A 16,148-nucleotide genomic window follows, 5' to 3' on the forward strand; every position below is an offset into this window, starting at 1 on the left:
TTCCCAGCTCGACGTGCCGTGTTTGGTTTCCACTTCACGCGGAACGGACTTTGTTCTTGGCCCGTTCTATCTCAGTCGTGATATGACGTCGCTAACGTCTCCTCTCCGTGACTCATAGCCTGTTGGCGAGGCACTACAAGATACTGATCCCCTCTCAGGAGGGCGGAGCGATTTGACGAAGCAAACTGAAGAAGTTCTTGATCAAACGACCAATGCGGTCGAAGTGGTCAGCCACCTCGACCTCGGTTTGTACGTGCAACACGATCCATTCGCGGACTGGCACGATGCAAAACCATTTGAGCCGATGCTTCGAGTAGTTCAGTTAGATGAACTTGAAGACGCATCCAATACCGCCATGCATCGGACGCTCGACAGCAATCGTACGGTTGCCCGTGTGTTCGAAATCGAATGAACGCTGAAGGGACTCGATCGGAATCGGTAGGGGTGGACAAGATTTGAATACGTGTCGCGTGTACTACTATCTCCTTCTACCCAATGGCACCCACAGAAGCAGTCGTATTTGTTTTCTTCGCCGCCCTCCTGACGGATTTAGCTGCTGGACTTGGTGCTGTACCGTTTTTCTTCGTGGAGGATGTCAGCGATCGCGCGTACGTGACGCTATGGGGCTTCGCTGCCGGAATCATGCTGTCGGCATCCCTCTTTGGCCTTCTTCCTGAGGCGGTAGATCAAGGTCCACTCGTTGAGGTTGCCAGTGGTGTAGTCGTCGGCGCGCTGCTCGTATTCGGGGCGAGCCGTCTTCTTGGCGAGTACAAGTTTCATCCTCAAACTATCTCAGAGGCAGATTTCCGTCGGTTGGTGCTCATCGTCGGAACGCTCACCGTCCACAGTTTTCCCGAGGGGGTTGCGGTCGGCGTCTCGTTCGCCGATTTGAACCTTGGGATGGGAGAACCGATCCTTGGGTTCAGTGTTCCTATTCTCGCTATTTTTGTCACAACGGCGATTGCTCTTCAGAACATTCCTGAAGGACTGGCGGTTGCGATTCCGCTCAAGACCCAGGGCATTTCGAACTGGAAACTCGTCGGGTGGGCAGTGTTTTCGAGTGTTCCCCAGCCGCTCGCGGCAATTGTCGCGTTCTATTTCGTTCAAATTGCTCGTCGCACGCTCTCATTTGGGCTCGGGTTTGCCGCTGGAGCAATGCTGTTTCTCGTTGCATATGAACTGCTGCCCGAAGCACGGACTCGTGGTCAAAATCTCCCAGGACAGGGACACCGAGAAATTGTAGTTGGATTTACAATCGGAATCGCCCTTATGTCGCCCCTCCTCATCGTTGGATAATTCAACCTGTTACGTAGGTCGTTTCGAGTCCAGATGAACCTTCGATAGTCGGCCAATACGGCTATTTTCGTCGAGATTTTGAACTGTCTGTGACCACTGAATCAGGTAGCCAAGTTCGACAGCAACCAGCGCTTACGAGCCTTGACTATGTCGGGATTGTCCTCGTGATTCTCACCGGCGCGATTCATATCTATGAAGATATTGAAGATATTAATGAGGGTATCATTGGAATACTCTTCATCTTGGCTGGACTCGGCTTCTTTGGCGCGCTTGTACTGCTCTATTTCGGCGTAAATCAACCACTGCTGTACGGTGTTGGGATCATTTACACAGGCATTCAGTTCATCGCGTATTTCGTCCTCCGATGGCCCGATATCTACGAGCCACTCAGGCTCTTCGACAAAGCAGTCCAAGCACTGTTCATCCTCGTCCTCGTGATTCTCTATCTGCAGAAACGATCGTAACTCACCGTTCTGGGAAGCTAACTACGCGAGATTCGAGCCAGTATTTCACCCTCCGATTGATTAGATTGGTCGTTGACGAAGTGTTCTATGGCGTCCGAAGACTCAGTAGAGCGGTATCAAGCGAATCGTCAAGCTGAGATCGACAGCAGTACCATCTATCGTGCAATTGCGGATGCAGAGTCACGGTCAGAATTAGCGGAGGTGTATCGTCGCTTAGCAGCATCTGAAGAAGAGCATGCACACTTCTGGGAGACACAACTCCAAGAAGCAGGTGTCCAACCAGGCGATCGCCATCCAAGTTGGCGAGCACGAACGCTGGGATGGCTTGCACAACGATTTGGGCCAGCAGTCGTCCTTCCAATCGTCACGGCTAGTGAACGAACTGATAGTCGTGACTATGCAGCACAACCAGAAGCTAAAGACACAGATCTTCCAAGCCATGAGCAATCGCATGCACGACTCCTTGACGCGATAGAGACAACCACTGGCGGAGGGTTAGAAGGTGGGACGCTTGCACAACTGGAGGGACGCCATCGGTCTGCAAGTGGCAATGCCTTGCGTGCTGCAGTGCTTGGCGCAAATGATGGCCTGATTTCGAATCTCAGTCTCGTCATGGGGGTTGCTGGCGCTGCCCTCTCTGCGTCCTCGATCCTCATTACTGGACTGGCGGGGCTGCTCGCTGGCGCGGGCTCGATGGCAATGGGTGAGTGGCTTTCTGTCCAGAGTTCGAGAGAATTATACCAGCGCCAAATCGCGATCGAGGCCGAAGAGCTGGCGGCAGTGCCAGAAGAGGAAGAACAGGAATTGTCGCTTATCTATCAATCGAAAGGTCTCCCGCAAGAGCAAGCTAAACAACTCGCAGCACAGCTCGTCGCCAACCAAGAGAAAGCACTCGATACACTGGCACGTGAAGAGCTCGGTGGATCAGCATGGGAAGCGGCAGGTGCCTCATTCATCCTCTTTGCATTCGGGGCAATTGTTCCCGTCGTCCCGTTCTTTTTCCTCACAGGGATACTTGCTGTTGGTGGAAGTCTTATCCTCAGTGCTGGTGCACTCTTTCTCATCGGAGCTGGAATTACGCTCCTCACTGGCCGAAGTCTTCTGTACTCCGGCTTCCGCCAGGTGATTATCGGACTTGCTGCAGCCGGTCTGACCTATGGCGTTGGCAGTTTGATTGGCGTGGCGATCGCTGGGTAAGGGACGACTGTATATCTGCTGTAGTTTGGGCGGGAAAGAGATACCAACGACGCAATGCGGTTCTCTTGATACTATGGTGTTAATCGGATGTCATGAGGTCTAGCGGTGTGGAGAAGTCCGATTTCAACTTCCTGGTCTATGTTTTCTAACGGAGCCTGAGGAGTGCAATTGTGGCGACTTAGGTTGCTCCCCATACTAGTCGAGCGTATGAGTAGGTCGTAAAGACTGTTGATCAAATCTGCGCTTTTTCTTTTGTTTATACGAAATCGAGGAGAATACCTGACCCTTTAGGGTCAGGATGAATCCGACACTACTCTACACCAACCACCGTTCGATTGCCGGCATGATATTCCACGTTCTAATCTAAACTTTCACAACACGACACTACATAACCTGTTATGAAGACGTTTCACGAATGCATATTCATCGTACTTACCGTGCGAAAATCCGCAACCACTCACAAGTGGAACGGATGCTCGACCTGCACGGATGGAGTGCATCGAAACTGTGGAACGTTGCGAACTATCACTCCCGCCAAGTGTGGGATGACACGGGCGAGATTCTCGATGATTCTGACTTGAAAAGCGAGTTGAAGACTCATACAACCTACAAAGGATTACATTCGCAGTCCAGTCAGCGCGTTCTGGAGGAACTCGCTGAAGCCTTCAACTCGTGGTACGGTAAACGCAAGAACGACTCTCGTGCGAATCCGCCCGGCTACCGCAAGAAAAACTACTACGACGATGATGGAAACCGCGTCCACGAAGAACACCCACGCAGTACCGTGACGTGGAAACAGAAAGGTATCCGCCACGACACTAAGCACAACCACGTCAGGCTCTCGAAAGGCGCGAACCACAAAGACCACCCGAGAGACTGGGACTACATCCTCGTTGAATACGAGGCACGTCCCGAAGTCACGGTTGAAAACCTGCAACAGGTTCGGGCTGTCTACAGCAAGTCGAAGGAGCGTTGGGAACTTCACCTTGTGTGCAAACACGAAGTCGAGACCCCCGACTCCCCCGGTAATGAGACTGCTGGCATCGACCTCGGAATCTGTAACTTCGCGGCGGTTGCGTACAGCACCGAGGAAGCCGACTTGTACCCCGGCAACCGACTGAAACAGGACGGATACTACTTTCCGAAAGAAACCGCTAAATGCGACGATTCAGGCGGGTCTGAGGCCACCAGACTTCACCAGAAATGGTCGGAGCGCCGCACCCACTTCTTCCACAGCCTCGCCAAACACATCGTAGAGAAGTGTATCGAGCGTGGCGTGGGTCGCATCAACATCGGGAAGCTCGCGGGTGTCCGTGAGGATGAGAACAGTGAGTCGAAGAACTGGGGGCGGCACGGCAACCTCGACTTGCACGGCTGGGCGTTCGACCGATTCACCAAAATCCTCACGTACAAGGCGAAAGTCAGGGGAATTGAAGTTGTAGACGTTTCAGAGCGCGACACGAGCAAGACGTGTTGCGTGTGCGGTAGGGAAGATGATAGTCAGCGTGTTGAACGTGGTTTGTACGTTTGTGTATCGTGTGATGCGGCGTTCAACGCTGACGTGAACGGGGCGGAGAACATCCGCCTCAACATCAACAACACAGAAAGTAACTCTGAGTCTGCGTCCAAATTGGACGAAGATAGGAGTACCGGCTGGTTGGCACAGCCCGGAGTCTACCTTCACGACTTGTCCCACGGATTCTCACCGAGGAAACAAGTGGTAGACTGTAAACCCTAATATCCCAACTCTCGGGATTCCGGCGTCTTCAGGCGCGGGAGGATGTCAAAGAATGCTGTTTACTCCGTTTCCACTCGGCTCAGCCGTTTACTGATGAGTGGTGCACCGACAGCAGTTCCGACAGCGGTGGCTGTGCCGAGAAATGTGAAGGGATACGGTATGTCAAGGATGTATACTGAACCAAAGATTCCATTGGCAATCACACCCACGAAGAGTGCAACGATGACTTCTCGTCTAGTTGATGGCTGGTTTGGGGTCACTTCAGCAACAGTTCGCCAGACGACCCAGCCGCCAACTGCCCCTCCACTGGCGATCACACTTTCGAACGTCAGGTTCACGGACAATCCAACGCCCCCAATCGCAACCGCAGTAAGTAGTACCCGTTCGGGGTGCGTTCCATTCTCGGCCAGCCAGTAGAGGGTACCGAGGACGACTATCCCGAGGATAATCCCAGCGAGGACATCGACGAAGTAGTGGACGCCGAGGACGAGTCGTGACAGTGAGACGAGTGCAACGACCACTCCGACGATACCGAATCGCACTCGGTATGATCCACGGTCGATGACGAGCGCCAGGCCACCCCAGACCATCGTCGCCCCCAGTGCATGTCCACTCGGAAATCCTGATCCTTTAGCTGTCGTTATACTGGTGAACAGGACCGCAAATATCGACGGAATCCATCGGAGTGCGGGCGGCTCAGTCGCTCCAGGTGGTCGTGGGAGCAGCAACACACCTTTGAGAACCCCAATAAGTGCGACATACGTGAGTACAAGCCCAATAATGAACACCCCTCGACGGCGATCGATTCCCACGTATGGAATGTATTCACCGCCAACATACAGAACGCCGCTGAGGAGAAAAAGAAACCAGACATCACCCAGCTGAGTGATTAGTGCGAACAATAGAATGACTGCCCAGGGCGCCTGGCCGCCAAGCAGGTCAGGAAGAGTACTCTCATACCAAATTACAAAAATGTTCATTCCCCATTCTCTATCTCAGATATCTTGTACTGTGAGTTCGGCGATTAACCTCGGTTGCATGTCTGTACACGCAGAACTACGCAAGATTGATCCATAAATTCTGCTTCCCCAAAGATGGCGACCCACCGGATCCCACTGCCGCTTATGATCTAGAATTGGGGTCACGCTCGGCGGGGAGGGGTGTGATAACTAAGGCGCCATGGAGCGAAGGACGCGTATGAAAGATTCTGGAGACATGCCGAATCCTCCGACCGACTTCCCGGACGACATTGCTTCGGCACTTCAGCAGCTGAGTGTCCACGACCTCAGGGAGACGATCGTTTAGGTCTAGAAACTTCTCCAATTTTATCATGAGCCGACGGATCAAATTGAGCTAGCACCGGGCGAGGAGGTTGTCGAACTCACAGAACACCTTGGTTATACAGAGGTAATAAAGCGGGAACCCTGTGGGGATAATTGTGGAGAATGTCCTCATGGATCAAATGTGTATCATATGACACGTTAGAAGCATCCGAGTGGGGAAAGCAAGTTACATTGGAATTTAATTGGGAGAAAATATTCAGATGATTTCTAGCGACGGAATACAGCAGATGCAAGCCAAACTCAACGACGGATTCTCCGACTGGCGTGAGGACTCAAAGCCCTGACAATCAGTCCTCGGATCGTCGCCGTCCGAGCCACTTCTGAACCCACTGTCGGAACAACGAGCGAATCGGCGAGTGTTTTTTCACCATCACGACGCGGCCGTCGAACTGCTCGCCCACTCGTTCGGAAATATCCCCGAAGAGAACTCGGCGCAGTATTCCCTCTCGTGCCGCGCCCACGACGATGGTATCGACCCCTTCCTCGGTAGCATAGGACAGAATCGAGTCAGTAATGTCATCCCCGGTCACGGAGGCGGTCGAAACGGTGACGTCCTCCTCCGCGATTACTTCTCGTCGGTCGGCCATGACTGGTTCGAAATTGTTCGACCCCGGTTCGGCCACGTGGAGCAACCTTACGTTTGCGTTCCAATACCGGGCGAACGACGTAGCGACGTCGGCGGCGAACGCCGCATGGGAGCTACGCGTAATTGGAACCAGAATCTCCCGCGGCTCCGTCGCTGGCGCGAGTTTCGCAACTGCGACGTCGCACGGCGGGTTCTCGACGACGGTGTCGATGGTCGAGCCGAGTGCGAACTCCGCGGAGCGCCGACGCCGCCCGCGCCAGCCGAGCAAGATGAGTTCACTGTCACGCTGATAGGCGATGTTCGTGATGCTTCGACCCGCGCCACGACCGAGTGTCACTGTCCGGTGTATCGGCACGTCGTCCGGCGCGTACTGCATCGCGTCTTCGAGCATTTGGGGTTCGTTCTCGACGAACTGCAGGCCGTCTTCCAGCGGTGTTTGAACGGGAATCGTTACGACGCTTGTCAGTAGAACCTCCCCGTCGTTGCGGCGTGCAATCGCGCTCGCAAGTTCGACCAGCGGTTTCGCACTTTCGGGGTTCGCGATGGGTACGAGAACCTGATAGGGCCGCTCGGTCGGGCGGCGCTCGTCGGAAACGACTCTGGTCTCACGTCGAATCTCGGTGCGGCGGATACGGCCACGGGAGTACGCGAGGAACACGCCGAAGCCGACGAGAATCCACGCGATGGCGATGTACCATGCGAGCGGGCTGTAGTTGAAGAAGTAGACCGCCAGAAATAACTTTGTCAGAATGCCCACGATAGGGATGTAGGGAAAGAACGGCGAGATGTAGCCGTATTCGAGGACGTCGCCGTACTCGCGTCGAAGTCGAATCATCGAGTAGTTCACCTGCAAAAAGAGGAGGAGGAACATGAGGTCGGTTGCGGCGGCGACCTGTGCGAGTGGGAGCGAGACCGCCATCACGGCGATGAGCGTGCCGCTGAGGAGTACCGAGACATGCGGCGTCTGGTGGTCGGGATGAATGCGACTGAACGGATCCGGAAAGACACGGTCGTTGCCGAGTGCGTACCCGACTCTCGAACTGGAAAATGTTGTCGCGTTAAGCGCGGCCAACGCTGAAAGAATCCCGGTCAGCAGGATGACGAGCGTCCCGTAGGGGAGGAGTTGTCCGGCGGCCTGTGCGAGGCCGAACTCGCCGAGATGACCAAGGACTTGCCAAAGTGCCGGGTTCGCTGGAAGGTCTGCGACCGTGCTTCCGCCGATGCTGTCGGTCTGGCGGGCCGTTTCGAGGAGCGCCGGCGTCACATCGACGGCACCGAGCAGGACAATACCCACGAGGATGTAGATGGTGACGACGACGAACATCGAGTAGAAGACCGCCTTCGGGATGTTTTCGCGGGGATTGACGACCTCTCGCCCAGATTGGACGATGATTTCGTACCCCTCGAACGCGATGAACGTCAGTCCCATGGCGAGAAAAACGCCGCCGACGCCGTTCGGGAAGAACGGTTCGAAGCGAACGGTCGTGTTCGACTGGCCAGCGATGGTCCAGAGGCCAGCAACGATGAACACAGCGAGGATGAACAATTGGAGCATCGTGACGACGTTCTCGGCGCGACTCGTCTCCTTCGCACCGCGGTAATTGATGTACGTGAAGACGGCCGCCGCCGCGACGGCGAATAGTTTTTGGAGATCGACCAGCGAGAGGCCGAAGGTCGGTGCCCGGAAGAATTCGGTGAGGATGAGCGTGACGAACGACCCGAAGCTGAGGATGTACAGCGACCCGGCGACCGCGTGTGCGAACCAACTCATCCATCCCGAGATGAACGCCTGTGAGCGACCGAGGGCTTCTCTCACCCAGAGATAACCGCCGCCCGGTTCTGGGAACGCACTGCCGAGTTCGGCATACACCATCCCAGTGAAGATGGTGATGAAGCCATTGAGCGCAAACGCCAAGATGAGTGCTGGCCCGGATTCCCCTGCGGCGAGTCCCGTGAGGACAAAGATGCTCCCGCCAATCATCGCGCCGATACCGATGACGATGATGTCGAACAGCGAGAGTTCACGGGCGAAGTCCGCGCCGTCCGCCGAAACGTCAAGTCCGCCGAGCGGTGAGTCGCTATCGCTCATACTGTTCTGATTTCTCGGCCTCGTCGGCCGGGGCGTTCTGGTACGTGCCCGCAGCGATTCGCTCGACGACGTACCGGCCGTGGAGGACGACGACGAGGAGGCCACCCCACGCGAGGACCGTCAACAGGATCCCGAGTTCCAAGACTAACGTGGACGATTGGAGAAAAACCACCACCACGGCTACCACGCCCTCGATAATAGTTCAAATGGATAAAATCGTGGATAGGAACAGAGAATTTTCGCATGAATTCGTTAATTCGGGAAGTGGATACCGCGAACGAGATGGGGAAACGTGAAGTTCTGTGACTCGACCGAAGCGGCGCTTCGAAACGATCATTCGTCGGTTCCCGTTGCAGTCTCGTCTTGCCACTCCTCGATGACCGTGATAACACGTTCGTTGAGTGTTGTCTGCCCGAGCGAATGATCTGGCTGTACTTCGTCGAGAACATCGCGGACGGTACCGTCCGCTTCGGCGAGACGAACGTCGATCCCGCGCTGTTCGAGGTCGTCAGCGATAGTAAGGAGTGTGTCGGCTGCCGTCACATCGATCGTCGGTGACGACCGAAGATCGAACACGACGAGTTCGACAGGTGATGGGCGGGCGTCGAGTCTGTCGAGGAGGTTCCGTCGGACGGTCGGTGCGTTTGCAAAGAACAGTTCCGCATCGACTCGATAAACGAGAACTCCCGGGATCGTCTCGTTCTTGGGGTGGCGGGACAGGTCGCCGAACTCGTCGGACTCGGGGACTCGTCCCAGTTCGGCCGTGTGGGGATACGTCGCCCGGCCGACGACTACGAAGATGGAAACGAGGACACCGATGAAGACGCCGTAGAGGATGCCGAAGACGAGGACGCCAGCGAACGCGGAGCTAGCTGTGGCGAACTCCAACGTGTCGATGCGATAGAATCGGCGCAACGCGGGGACATCAATGAGGTCGGTGACGGCGACGATGACGATTGCCGCCAGAATCGTCTCCGGGAGAGCGGTGAAGAGGCCGGTCAAGAAGACGAGGACGCCAACGAGGACGAGGGCGATGACAGCATTCGTCAGTTGTGTCTTTCCACCGACAGCGTCGTTCAGTGCCGACCGAGACATACTGCCACCGACGACGAATCCCTGCCCGAGTCCTGCAGCGATATTTGTGACACCGGTCGCCAGCAGTTCTTGGTTCGCGTCCGCTCGATAGTCGTTGCGCTGGGCGAACGTCTCGACGGCCCCCATGCCTTCCACGTACGAGAGCAAGAACAGCGCGAGCGCGATCGGGAACAGTCCGATGACGCTGTTCGGAGCGAACTGTGGCACGGCAGGTGAGGGCAGTCCACTCGGTATCGGATCGACGACGGCGACGCCCCGAGCGGCGAGATTCGTCGCCGTCGCAAACGCAATTGACAGTAGCACGACGACGAGCGCAGTCGGTACGCGCGGGAGGTACTTCCTGCCGAGAACGAGGAGGACGATTCCGGTGATACCAACCGCTGCGGTGAGTGGGTGGACGCCCGAAAGATGGGTGAGGACGAACCAGACGCGGTCGTAGAACGGGCCAGAAGGACCGGCGATGCCGACTAGTTTGTCGAGCTGAGTCGAGATGATGAACAGGGCGGCTCCCGCCGAGAATCCGGTCAAGACGGACTCGGAGATGAAGTTCACGAGGAATCCGAGGCGAAGCAGCCACGCGATGACGGCGATTCCACCAACGAGTAGTGTCGTCACTGCAACAATCGTCGCATAATCAGATGCCGTAGTGGTCGTCCCGAGTCCGGTAGCTTGTGCGGCGAGGAGGACTGCGAGTGCGGAGGTCGGACCGTAGATGACCTGTTTCGACGTGCCGAAGAAGAGATACGTGGAAACAGCGAAAAGACTCGCGTACAGGCCCGTCTCTGGTGGGAGACCGGCGAGTGATGCGTACGCCATGCTTTCGGGGATGACTGCTGCAGCAACCGTAATTCCCGCGAATACGTCCGATCGTAGCCACGACCGGTCGTAGCGGCGACGCCACTCGACGATTGGAAAAAGGCTAAACGATGACGAACGCTGATCCGAAGATTCCGTTCCCATTGTCCAGTGTGCCACTGTGTTCACGGCAGCAGTTTTCAAAAAGCTAGCTCTCGACCCGGAGCGTGAGAATGATTTACTCATACCTCTTCTTTGTGAAAGTTATCTATACTCTCGAATGCAGACGTAGAGCACACCGACGAGAATCCCCGAAATCGCTGCCACCCCCGACGTTTCCACCGAGTAGATAGCTTGCGAGAGTACTCCCAAAGGCAAACGTAAGGACGAGTAATAGCCGGTCAATGTTCGGATGGTCATCGAAGAACGTGCTCGTTTTCGTGCCTGCACGAGAGAGTTGACAGGATCACATCTTCGTTCAGAAACACCGTCAGCGGCAGGCAAAGATTCGTTTGCAGTAGATGAGATCCATCTTGTCGTCTATCGTAACAATCCCTCTAATGAAAATTCTATCCCGACATCGTACATTTCGTTCATTCGATGAGGCGGTCGGCGTGACAGTATGGACATTACTGACGGAGGCGATTGTACAATAGAGCAAAGGTGTAACCACCGATGAACGCGTCGAAAAACCCCCAGACTGCTCCGAGAGCGAGTCCAGCGGTGGTTTCGTTGTAGCCACGATACACGTCGGCGAGGAGTCGTTCCCACCGTTTTCCCCATCCGACTCGGGCGGTGAGGCCGAGAACGACGACGCTCCCTGCCCAGAGCAGTCCGCACGCCCAGCCGAACGCCCACGAGTCGAGTCGTAGTGTCTCTGAAGTAATCGACAAGGATGCGACGACAAGTAGAATAAAATTGGGGGCCATTCGGTGTGACTCGATGAGAAGACACAATTCGGGAAGAGGCGATTAACACCGGGCGGAAAGAAAGAGTCATGCTGGCACTCGAAGCCGCTTTCACGGATGCGAGAGGTTTTTGTGCTTCCCCGAGGGCGGTGACCCGGCTGATTTCATTTCCGCTTATACTGCCCACAGGAAGTCAATCGCCTAAATCGGCCAAATTCAAGAGATTGACCTCGCTGCTGTCGCACGTTCTACTTCGGTTATCAAATCAATCACGCATTTTGAACCGGGTGGCACTGTCTAGTTTAGCTCCTCCTCGACAGGCGTTCGGTTGTTGAGCGATTGATGCGGTCGTTGATGATTATAGTAATGCACAAACTGTTCAAGACACCGCTGGACGATTGGCCGATTGCCCACCCATGACGTATGGAAGCGGTCAATGCGCTGTTTGAGCGTGTGAAACCACTTTTCGATCAGGTTTCGCTCCGTATAGTCAAGCTGACCGCGCAATCCAATTCGGAAGAGGGCAGTCCGATAGCCGTAGCCATCGACGAGAAACACAGTGTCTGAAAGATCGTGTTTCTCGGCCAAATCAGACAGAAACGCAGCCGCCGGATCAGTACCATGCCGATCAAACACTTTGACATCAAGCAACAGCTTTGTTTCGGTGTCTATTGCAGCGAATACCCAAAACCACTCACCGTTGATTTTGACAGCGGTTTCGTCCACCGCGACCCGCGTCGGCGATGCCGACGGCGGGTCGGACACGCTGTCTGATACTCGATGGATCCATTGAAAGATCGCTTGATGCGACCGTTTCACGCCGAGGAGCGCGAGAATCGCTTTTGTTTCTCTAAGCGAACAACCGGTCGCGTGGAGGCGGACGGCGAACGCCCTGACGGGCGTTGCCGTCCGCTCACGCTCCCAACATTCAAGCGTAGCCGTGTCTAAACTCTCTCTGAGCAGGTTTGAAGGTAGCATGAACAACTAGCTTTTTGACCTGCTCGTCCTTATCTAGACAGTGCCTTCACTTTCACTTCGTATCGTTTCGTGATGATTCAGCTTTTCTCATAGGAAGCAGCTCACCGTTCTGTCCCATTTATCGGCCTCTCTGTAATGGGAGGAGGTATCATGTTTTTCGGAGAATGAGGTAAATCCCATTTTTACTTTCTAATACTATCATTAATGTACGGTTGATGTTTCTTCGCTGTCGAAGGATAGCTTCATAAATTAACACCTTATTTAAAGGATCAAAGAGTCACGACACCACAGTGACAATATAATATTCAGAACATGAAACTTTTACATGTGAAGGATATTTATACCCATCCGCTCATAAGACAAACTCATTTACACAGAGATCTGTCCATGATTCCAATCGTTGATATCACGGTTTCGGCAAATGCATTCGAGTTAGGCCGCTTGCTTGAGGAAGTGCCTGGAATCCAGATCGAACTCGAACGTATCGTTCCCCTTCAAGATTCGATCATTCCGTTATTCTGGGTGTCAAACGCTGATCGGGACCAAGACGAAATCACTGCGATCCTTGCTGCATCACCGCTCACAGAAGATGTCTAGTATCTCACTAGCAACGGGAAACGACAGCCCTTCGAGGTTTATTGGAGCCATGAGGTCAACGGTCTCCTCCAAGTGATGATGGACACGTGGGCACGACTACTTGAGGGAGAAAGCATTGGTGAGGGCTGGGACTTTCGGTTGCAATTCCCACGCCACGACGACCTACCCGAGTTTCGTGAAAAATGTGATGAGAATGATATCCCAGTCATTTTGCGCCCCGTCTACAATCCCCATTACCCACATGAGGGGAATTCAATGACGTCGGAACAACGGGAGGCGGTAGTAACGGCCTACAAGCGTGGATATTTTCAGATCCCACGGCAAACAACCTTGACGACGTTGGCAGAGTCCTTTGATATTAGTGATAGCGCGTATTCACAACGACTTCGCCGAGGGCTCAGTATAATGATTCATGAGACGATGATTGAAGATCGATCCAGATGATCTCTTAGAGGTAACTCAACAGCATCCGTGTTATAGCATAGATTTGTATGTACTGTTGATCCTGTTTCGACGATTGATGGTTCGATAATGAAGGTATCTAATGAATAGCTACACAAATAAGGAGTTTGCGAGAAGGCCAGGAAGAATTTTTCAAAGATCAGAATGTTTGAAGGGAGAACCCAGCCGAACCCGGATACTCCAAGCTGACAAGAAAACGCTCAATTTACGTCTCCCTGAAGCACAGAAAGCGCAGCACCACGCGAACAAAGCACGAGAAGAAGCTGCATTGTGACCAGCAAAACCCGCTGACAACCACTCTGGTGGCCTGCTGGCACGGCTCCTTTGCCGATAGCTGTCTGTCGATTCCATTCAACTACCTGGAAACCAATATTACCGTTTCACCCTTTTTACGGAAGGTAGACAGAGACCTTCTCGAATACACGAGCGCGGCTGACGTTGCGAGCTCGACGATGTTCTCGTCGGTGATACGGTCGATGTCGACGACGAGAAGGAGACCGCCGAATGCAAACACGCGGATGTCTGCAAGACGGGTCGGCTCGTCGTCGGCCTCTTCAACGAGTCCAGCGGCTCGGGCAGGCTTTGTGACCTGGAGAGCGAGGCCATCGCCGGAACGTTTGATTGTGTTGGGCATTGGGGGGTTAGTATTCTATACTAACCCAAGAATATTCGGCTTGGCAGTTGCGCTCTCGGCTCAGCGTTGTTGGTGAGAAGCGTCCAGGCCGCGAATCCTCCCGTGTATTCAGTTTCACTTCCGCTCTGGTTGGCTGACGTCTTTATCCATCACGTACCAAGCGTAGACTGCAGTCAACGTAACCCAGCAGGCGATGTGGGTTCTTGTGCTCATCCCAACCCATGCTCCCATGTCGCTTGCTCATTCCCCTTCTCACAATGAGCTAGGTAGTGTAACGAGTGGACTCTGTCCGAGGGTTTACCTATCGCGTCCTCGAATTTGGTCGTACGAATGGGTTCAAATGAGACGTCGCCACTCACACCACCTGCGCAAGAAGCGCTTGATGCACTCGTGAACACAATCCAACCTGCTGGTGAGCTCACCTACGAGCAAGCCTATGCCGTTCTGGCTGAGAAAGAGGATCTTGAGCGGCCTGCTGCCGAAGATATCATCGAACGGTTGTACAATAAGGGCCATCTCTACGAAGTTGAGGGGGAACTCCGACTCACTGATTATGGATCTAAACAGTGAGGTTAGTCGGCTATCTCGAACGTTTCTCCCCACCGTGACTGAATATCTGTGATGACCTCTCCAATTACATCAAAGAAGTCCTCGGGATAACGTCGATCTTCTGCATCATCAGTAGTCGCTGCTGGAAACGGATGGTAGTGATCGCGAGCGTTATGTGGATTCTCGTGTCGATCCCAGCGGCACTCTTTCCGTTCTCTTTCCCACTCTTCCACATAATGAATATAGAAATCACCATTGAGCTGTAACTCGATATCGATATACACATACGAGATCTGCTCAGGATATGCAGTCTCATCAAAGACGACCTCGACGGTCGCAGGTTTGTTGAATGAAAATGGGTTAACCTGCGTAACGAGACTTATATTTCCAAGTTTCCGTACAACTCTTCGCAGAATCTCCTTGTTCGGTGACTTCCCATCCATCTGATCACGAGTGGTTTTCTGAGCGTGTGTCTGCAGTCGAATTTGGTTGGCCGGACTGAAGCCGCTGGAAGAACCGAACCATATCTGCCACTTTCACCGTCCCCGTCTGTGCACTTGGTGTACCGTGTCCGAGTGCCTCGACAAGCGTATCGACTTCTTCACAGGCAGCGTTCCACTGTCGGAGATCGTCCATCGTCTGATCAAGCTTCTCGTAGCCATGCTCCTGCGGGACGACATCACCAGGCGATTCGGCCTCATAGGTCTCCTGAAATGACGAGATGGTATCACTGAGTTCCGATAGTCGATTGTTTAACTCTTCGATAGTGTACTCTCGCTGCAGACGATCGATATTCCGCCATTCAAGATATGAGTCGTTCCGACCATACGTCACTGGATCGTCGCCAATTTTCTTCGCGACTCCCATCTCTCTGAGGAATTCCAGATATTTCCGTGCGGTATCTGGTGCGACTCCTGCTCGGTCTGCAATCTCAGAGACCCGGAGCGGATCGTTCAACTGGAGAAGCACATCGTATACCTTCTCGACAGTCGTCCGACTCTCGAGTTCGGTTTCCCATTCCGAGGCAATGTCCCGTGGAGAGTCACTCATGATGCTTACTATTCTATTAGTACAGACGACTAAAAAGATTTGCTAAATCAATACTATAGTAGTCGCACTACAAATCATATTTGACTCCTATTAGGAATCCGGTGGTGCAATGATGTTAGTATACTGTGATAACTTACTCTCATTTGATACTTTACCTGCCGAGAACTAAAACTCCAAAAAATAGATGAGGTGCGGCGAATTCCACCGCCATTGTCGGGCGTGTTGCGTATGACAGTTACTACAATCAGCATTTGTGTTACCGGAATGCGTTTTATGCCACCGTCCGATGATACAGATGCGCTCTCACACCTGGCCATTCCCGACGCCATCATCCGACGCTAACGGCCTGGCTGGCTGTGAGAGCCTT

Annotated in this window: 17 protein-coding genes; 8 read left to right on the forward strand and 9 right to left on the reverse strand. The window is 53.9% G+C overall.

Annotation, left to right across the window (positions count from 1 at the left end):
- The first annotated feature begins 172 nt into the window (after positions 1–172).
- The 5 genes from ACN2TU_RS21510 (at position 173) to ACN2TU_RS21530 (ending at position 4,695) form a co-directional block, all read left to right on the forward strand.
- Positions 173–412 carry a hypothetical protein gene (locus ACN2TU_RS21510; RefSeq protein WP_435158320.1) on the forward strand — a complete coding sequence of 80 codons (240 nt, stop codon included), beginning with the start codon at positions 173–175 and terminating at the stop codon, positions 410–412.
- An 83-nt stretch (positions 413–495) separates the two neighbouring features.
- Positions 496–1,296, forward strand: coding sequence for a ZIP family metal transporter (locus tag ACN2TU_RS21515; RefSeq protein ID WP_435158322.1), 801 nt, complete (start codon positions 496–498; stop codon positions 1,294–1,296).
- 89 nt (positions 1,297–1,385) lie between these two features.
- A complete protein-coding gene (locus ACN2TU_RS21520; protein ID WP_435158323.1) occupies positions 1,386–1,760 on the forward strand; it encodes a DUF7475 family protein in 375 nt (124 codons plus the stop codon).
- Between the two features lie 87 nt (positions 1,761–1,847).
- Positions 1,848–2,957, forward strand: a complete 1,110-nt coding sequence (locus ACN2TU_RS21525; protein WP_435158324.1) for a demethoxyubiquinone hydroxylase family protein — start codon at positions 1,848–1,850, stop codon at positions 2,955–2,957.
- 415 nt (positions 2,958–3,372) lie between these two features.
- Positions 3,373–4,695: an RNA-guided endonuclease InsQ/TnpB family protein gene (locus tag ACN2TU_RS21530; RefSeq protein ID WP_435158326.1), complete on the forward strand. Its 1,323-nt coding sequence runs from the start codon at positions 3,373–3,375 to the stop codon at positions 4,693–4,695.
- A gap of 59 nt (positions 4,696–4,754) precedes the next feature.
- Here the strand turns inward: ACN2TU_RS21530 and ACN2TU_RS21535 are convergent, their stop codons facing one another.
- The 6 genes from ACN2TU_RS21535 to ACN2TU_RS21560 form a co-directional block, all read right to left on the reverse strand.
- Positions 4,755–5,675 carry a phosphatase PAP2 family protein gene (locus ACN2TU_RS21535; RefSeq protein ID WP_435158328.1) on the reverse strand — a complete coding sequence of 307 codons (921 nt, stop codon included), beginning with the start codon at positions 5,673–5,675 and terminating at the stop codon, positions 4,755–4,757.
- A 650-nt stretch (positions 5,676–6,325) separates the two neighbouring features.
- Complete coding sequence (locus ACN2TU_RS21540) at positions 6,326–8,713, reverse strand: amino acid permease (RefSeq protein WP_435158329.1); 2,388 nt, start codon at positions 8,711–8,713, stop codon at positions 6,326–6,328.
- Complete coding sequence (locus ACN2TU_RS21545; protein WP_435158331.1) at positions 8,703–8,900, reverse strand: hypothetical protein; 198 nt, start codon at positions 8,898–8,900, stop codon at positions 8,703–8,705. Before ACN2TU_RS21545 ends, ACN2TU_RS21540 begins: the two co-directional genes overlap by 11 nt.
- Before the next feature lie 146 nt (positions 8,901–9,046).
- Positions 9,047–10,768, reverse strand: coding sequence for a SulP family inorganic anion transporter (locus ACN2TU_RS21550; protein WP_435158332.1), 1,722 nt, complete (start codon positions 10,766–10,768; stop codon positions 9,047–9,049).
- A 464-nt stretch (positions 10,769–11,232) separates the two neighbouring features.
- Positions 11,233–11,532: a bacteriophage holin gene (locus tag ACN2TU_RS21555; RefSeq protein WP_435158333.1), complete on the reverse strand. Its 300-nt coding sequence runs from the start codon at positions 11,530–11,532 to the stop codon at positions 11,233–11,235.
- 276 nt (positions 11,533–11,808) lie between these two features.
- Positions 11,809–12,489: an IS6 family transposase gene (locus tag ACN2TU_RS21560; RefSeq protein ID WP_435158334.1), complete on the reverse strand. Its 681-nt coding sequence runs from the start codon at positions 12,487–12,489 to the stop codon at positions 11,809–11,811.
- Between the two features lie 387 nt (positions 12,490–12,876).
- Between ACN2TU_RS21560 and ACN2TU_RS21565 the strand changes: the two genes are divergently transcribed.
- Together ACN2TU_RS21565 and ACN2TU_RS21570 are read left to right on the forward strand one after the other, a co-directional pair.
- Positions 12,877–13,086, forward strand: coding sequence for a hypothetical protein (locus ACN2TU_RS21565; protein WP_435158335.1), 210 nt, complete (start codon positions 12,877–12,879; stop codon positions 13,084–13,086).
- Between the two features lie 255 nt (positions 13,087–13,341).
- Complete coding sequence (locus ACN2TU_RS21570; protein ID WP_435158434.1) at positions 13,342–13,530, forward strand: helix-turn-helix domain-containing protein; 189 nt, start codon at positions 13,342–13,344, stop codon at positions 13,528–13,530.
- Between the two features lie 373 nt (positions 13,531–13,903).
- Here ACN2TU_RS21570 and ACN2TU_RS21575 read toward each other — a convergent pair whose 3' ends face one another.
- Positions 13,904–14,182, reverse strand: a complete 279-nt coding sequence (locus ACN2TU_RS21575) for a hypothetical protein (RefSeq protein ID WP_435158337.1) — start codon at positions 14,180–14,182, stop codon at positions 13,904–13,906.
- Between the two features lie 330 nt (positions 14,183–14,512).
- On the opposite strand from ACN2TU_RS21575, the gene ACN2TU_RS21580 reads away from it, so the two are divergent.
- The gene (locus ACN2TU_RS21580; RefSeq protein ID WP_435158338.1) at positions 14,513–14,752 is read left to right on the forward strand and encodes a hypothetical protein; all 240 of its coding nucleotides are present in this window, start codon (positions 14,513–14,515) and stop codon (positions 14,750–14,752) included.
- A 2-nt stretch (positions 14,753–14,754) separates the two neighbouring features.
- Here the strand turns inward: ACN2TU_RS21580 and ACN2TU_RS21585 are convergent, their stop codons facing one another.
- Positions 14,755–15,174: a toxin-antitoxin system TumE family protein gene (locus tag ACN2TU_RS21585; RefSeq protein WP_435158340.1), complete on the reverse strand. Its 420-nt coding sequence runs from the start codon at positions 15,172–15,174 to the stop codon at positions 14,755–14,757.
- Between the two features lie 4 nt (positions 15,175–15,178).
- Entirely contained in the window at positions 15,179–15,781 is a 603-nt protein-coding gene (locus tag ACN2TU_RS21590; protein ID WP_435158341.1) for a DUF7342 family protein, read from the reverse strand.
- Positions 15,782–16,148 lie beyond the last annotated feature (367 nt).

The sequence above is a fragment of the Haladaptatus marinus genome (assembly GCF_051194195.1).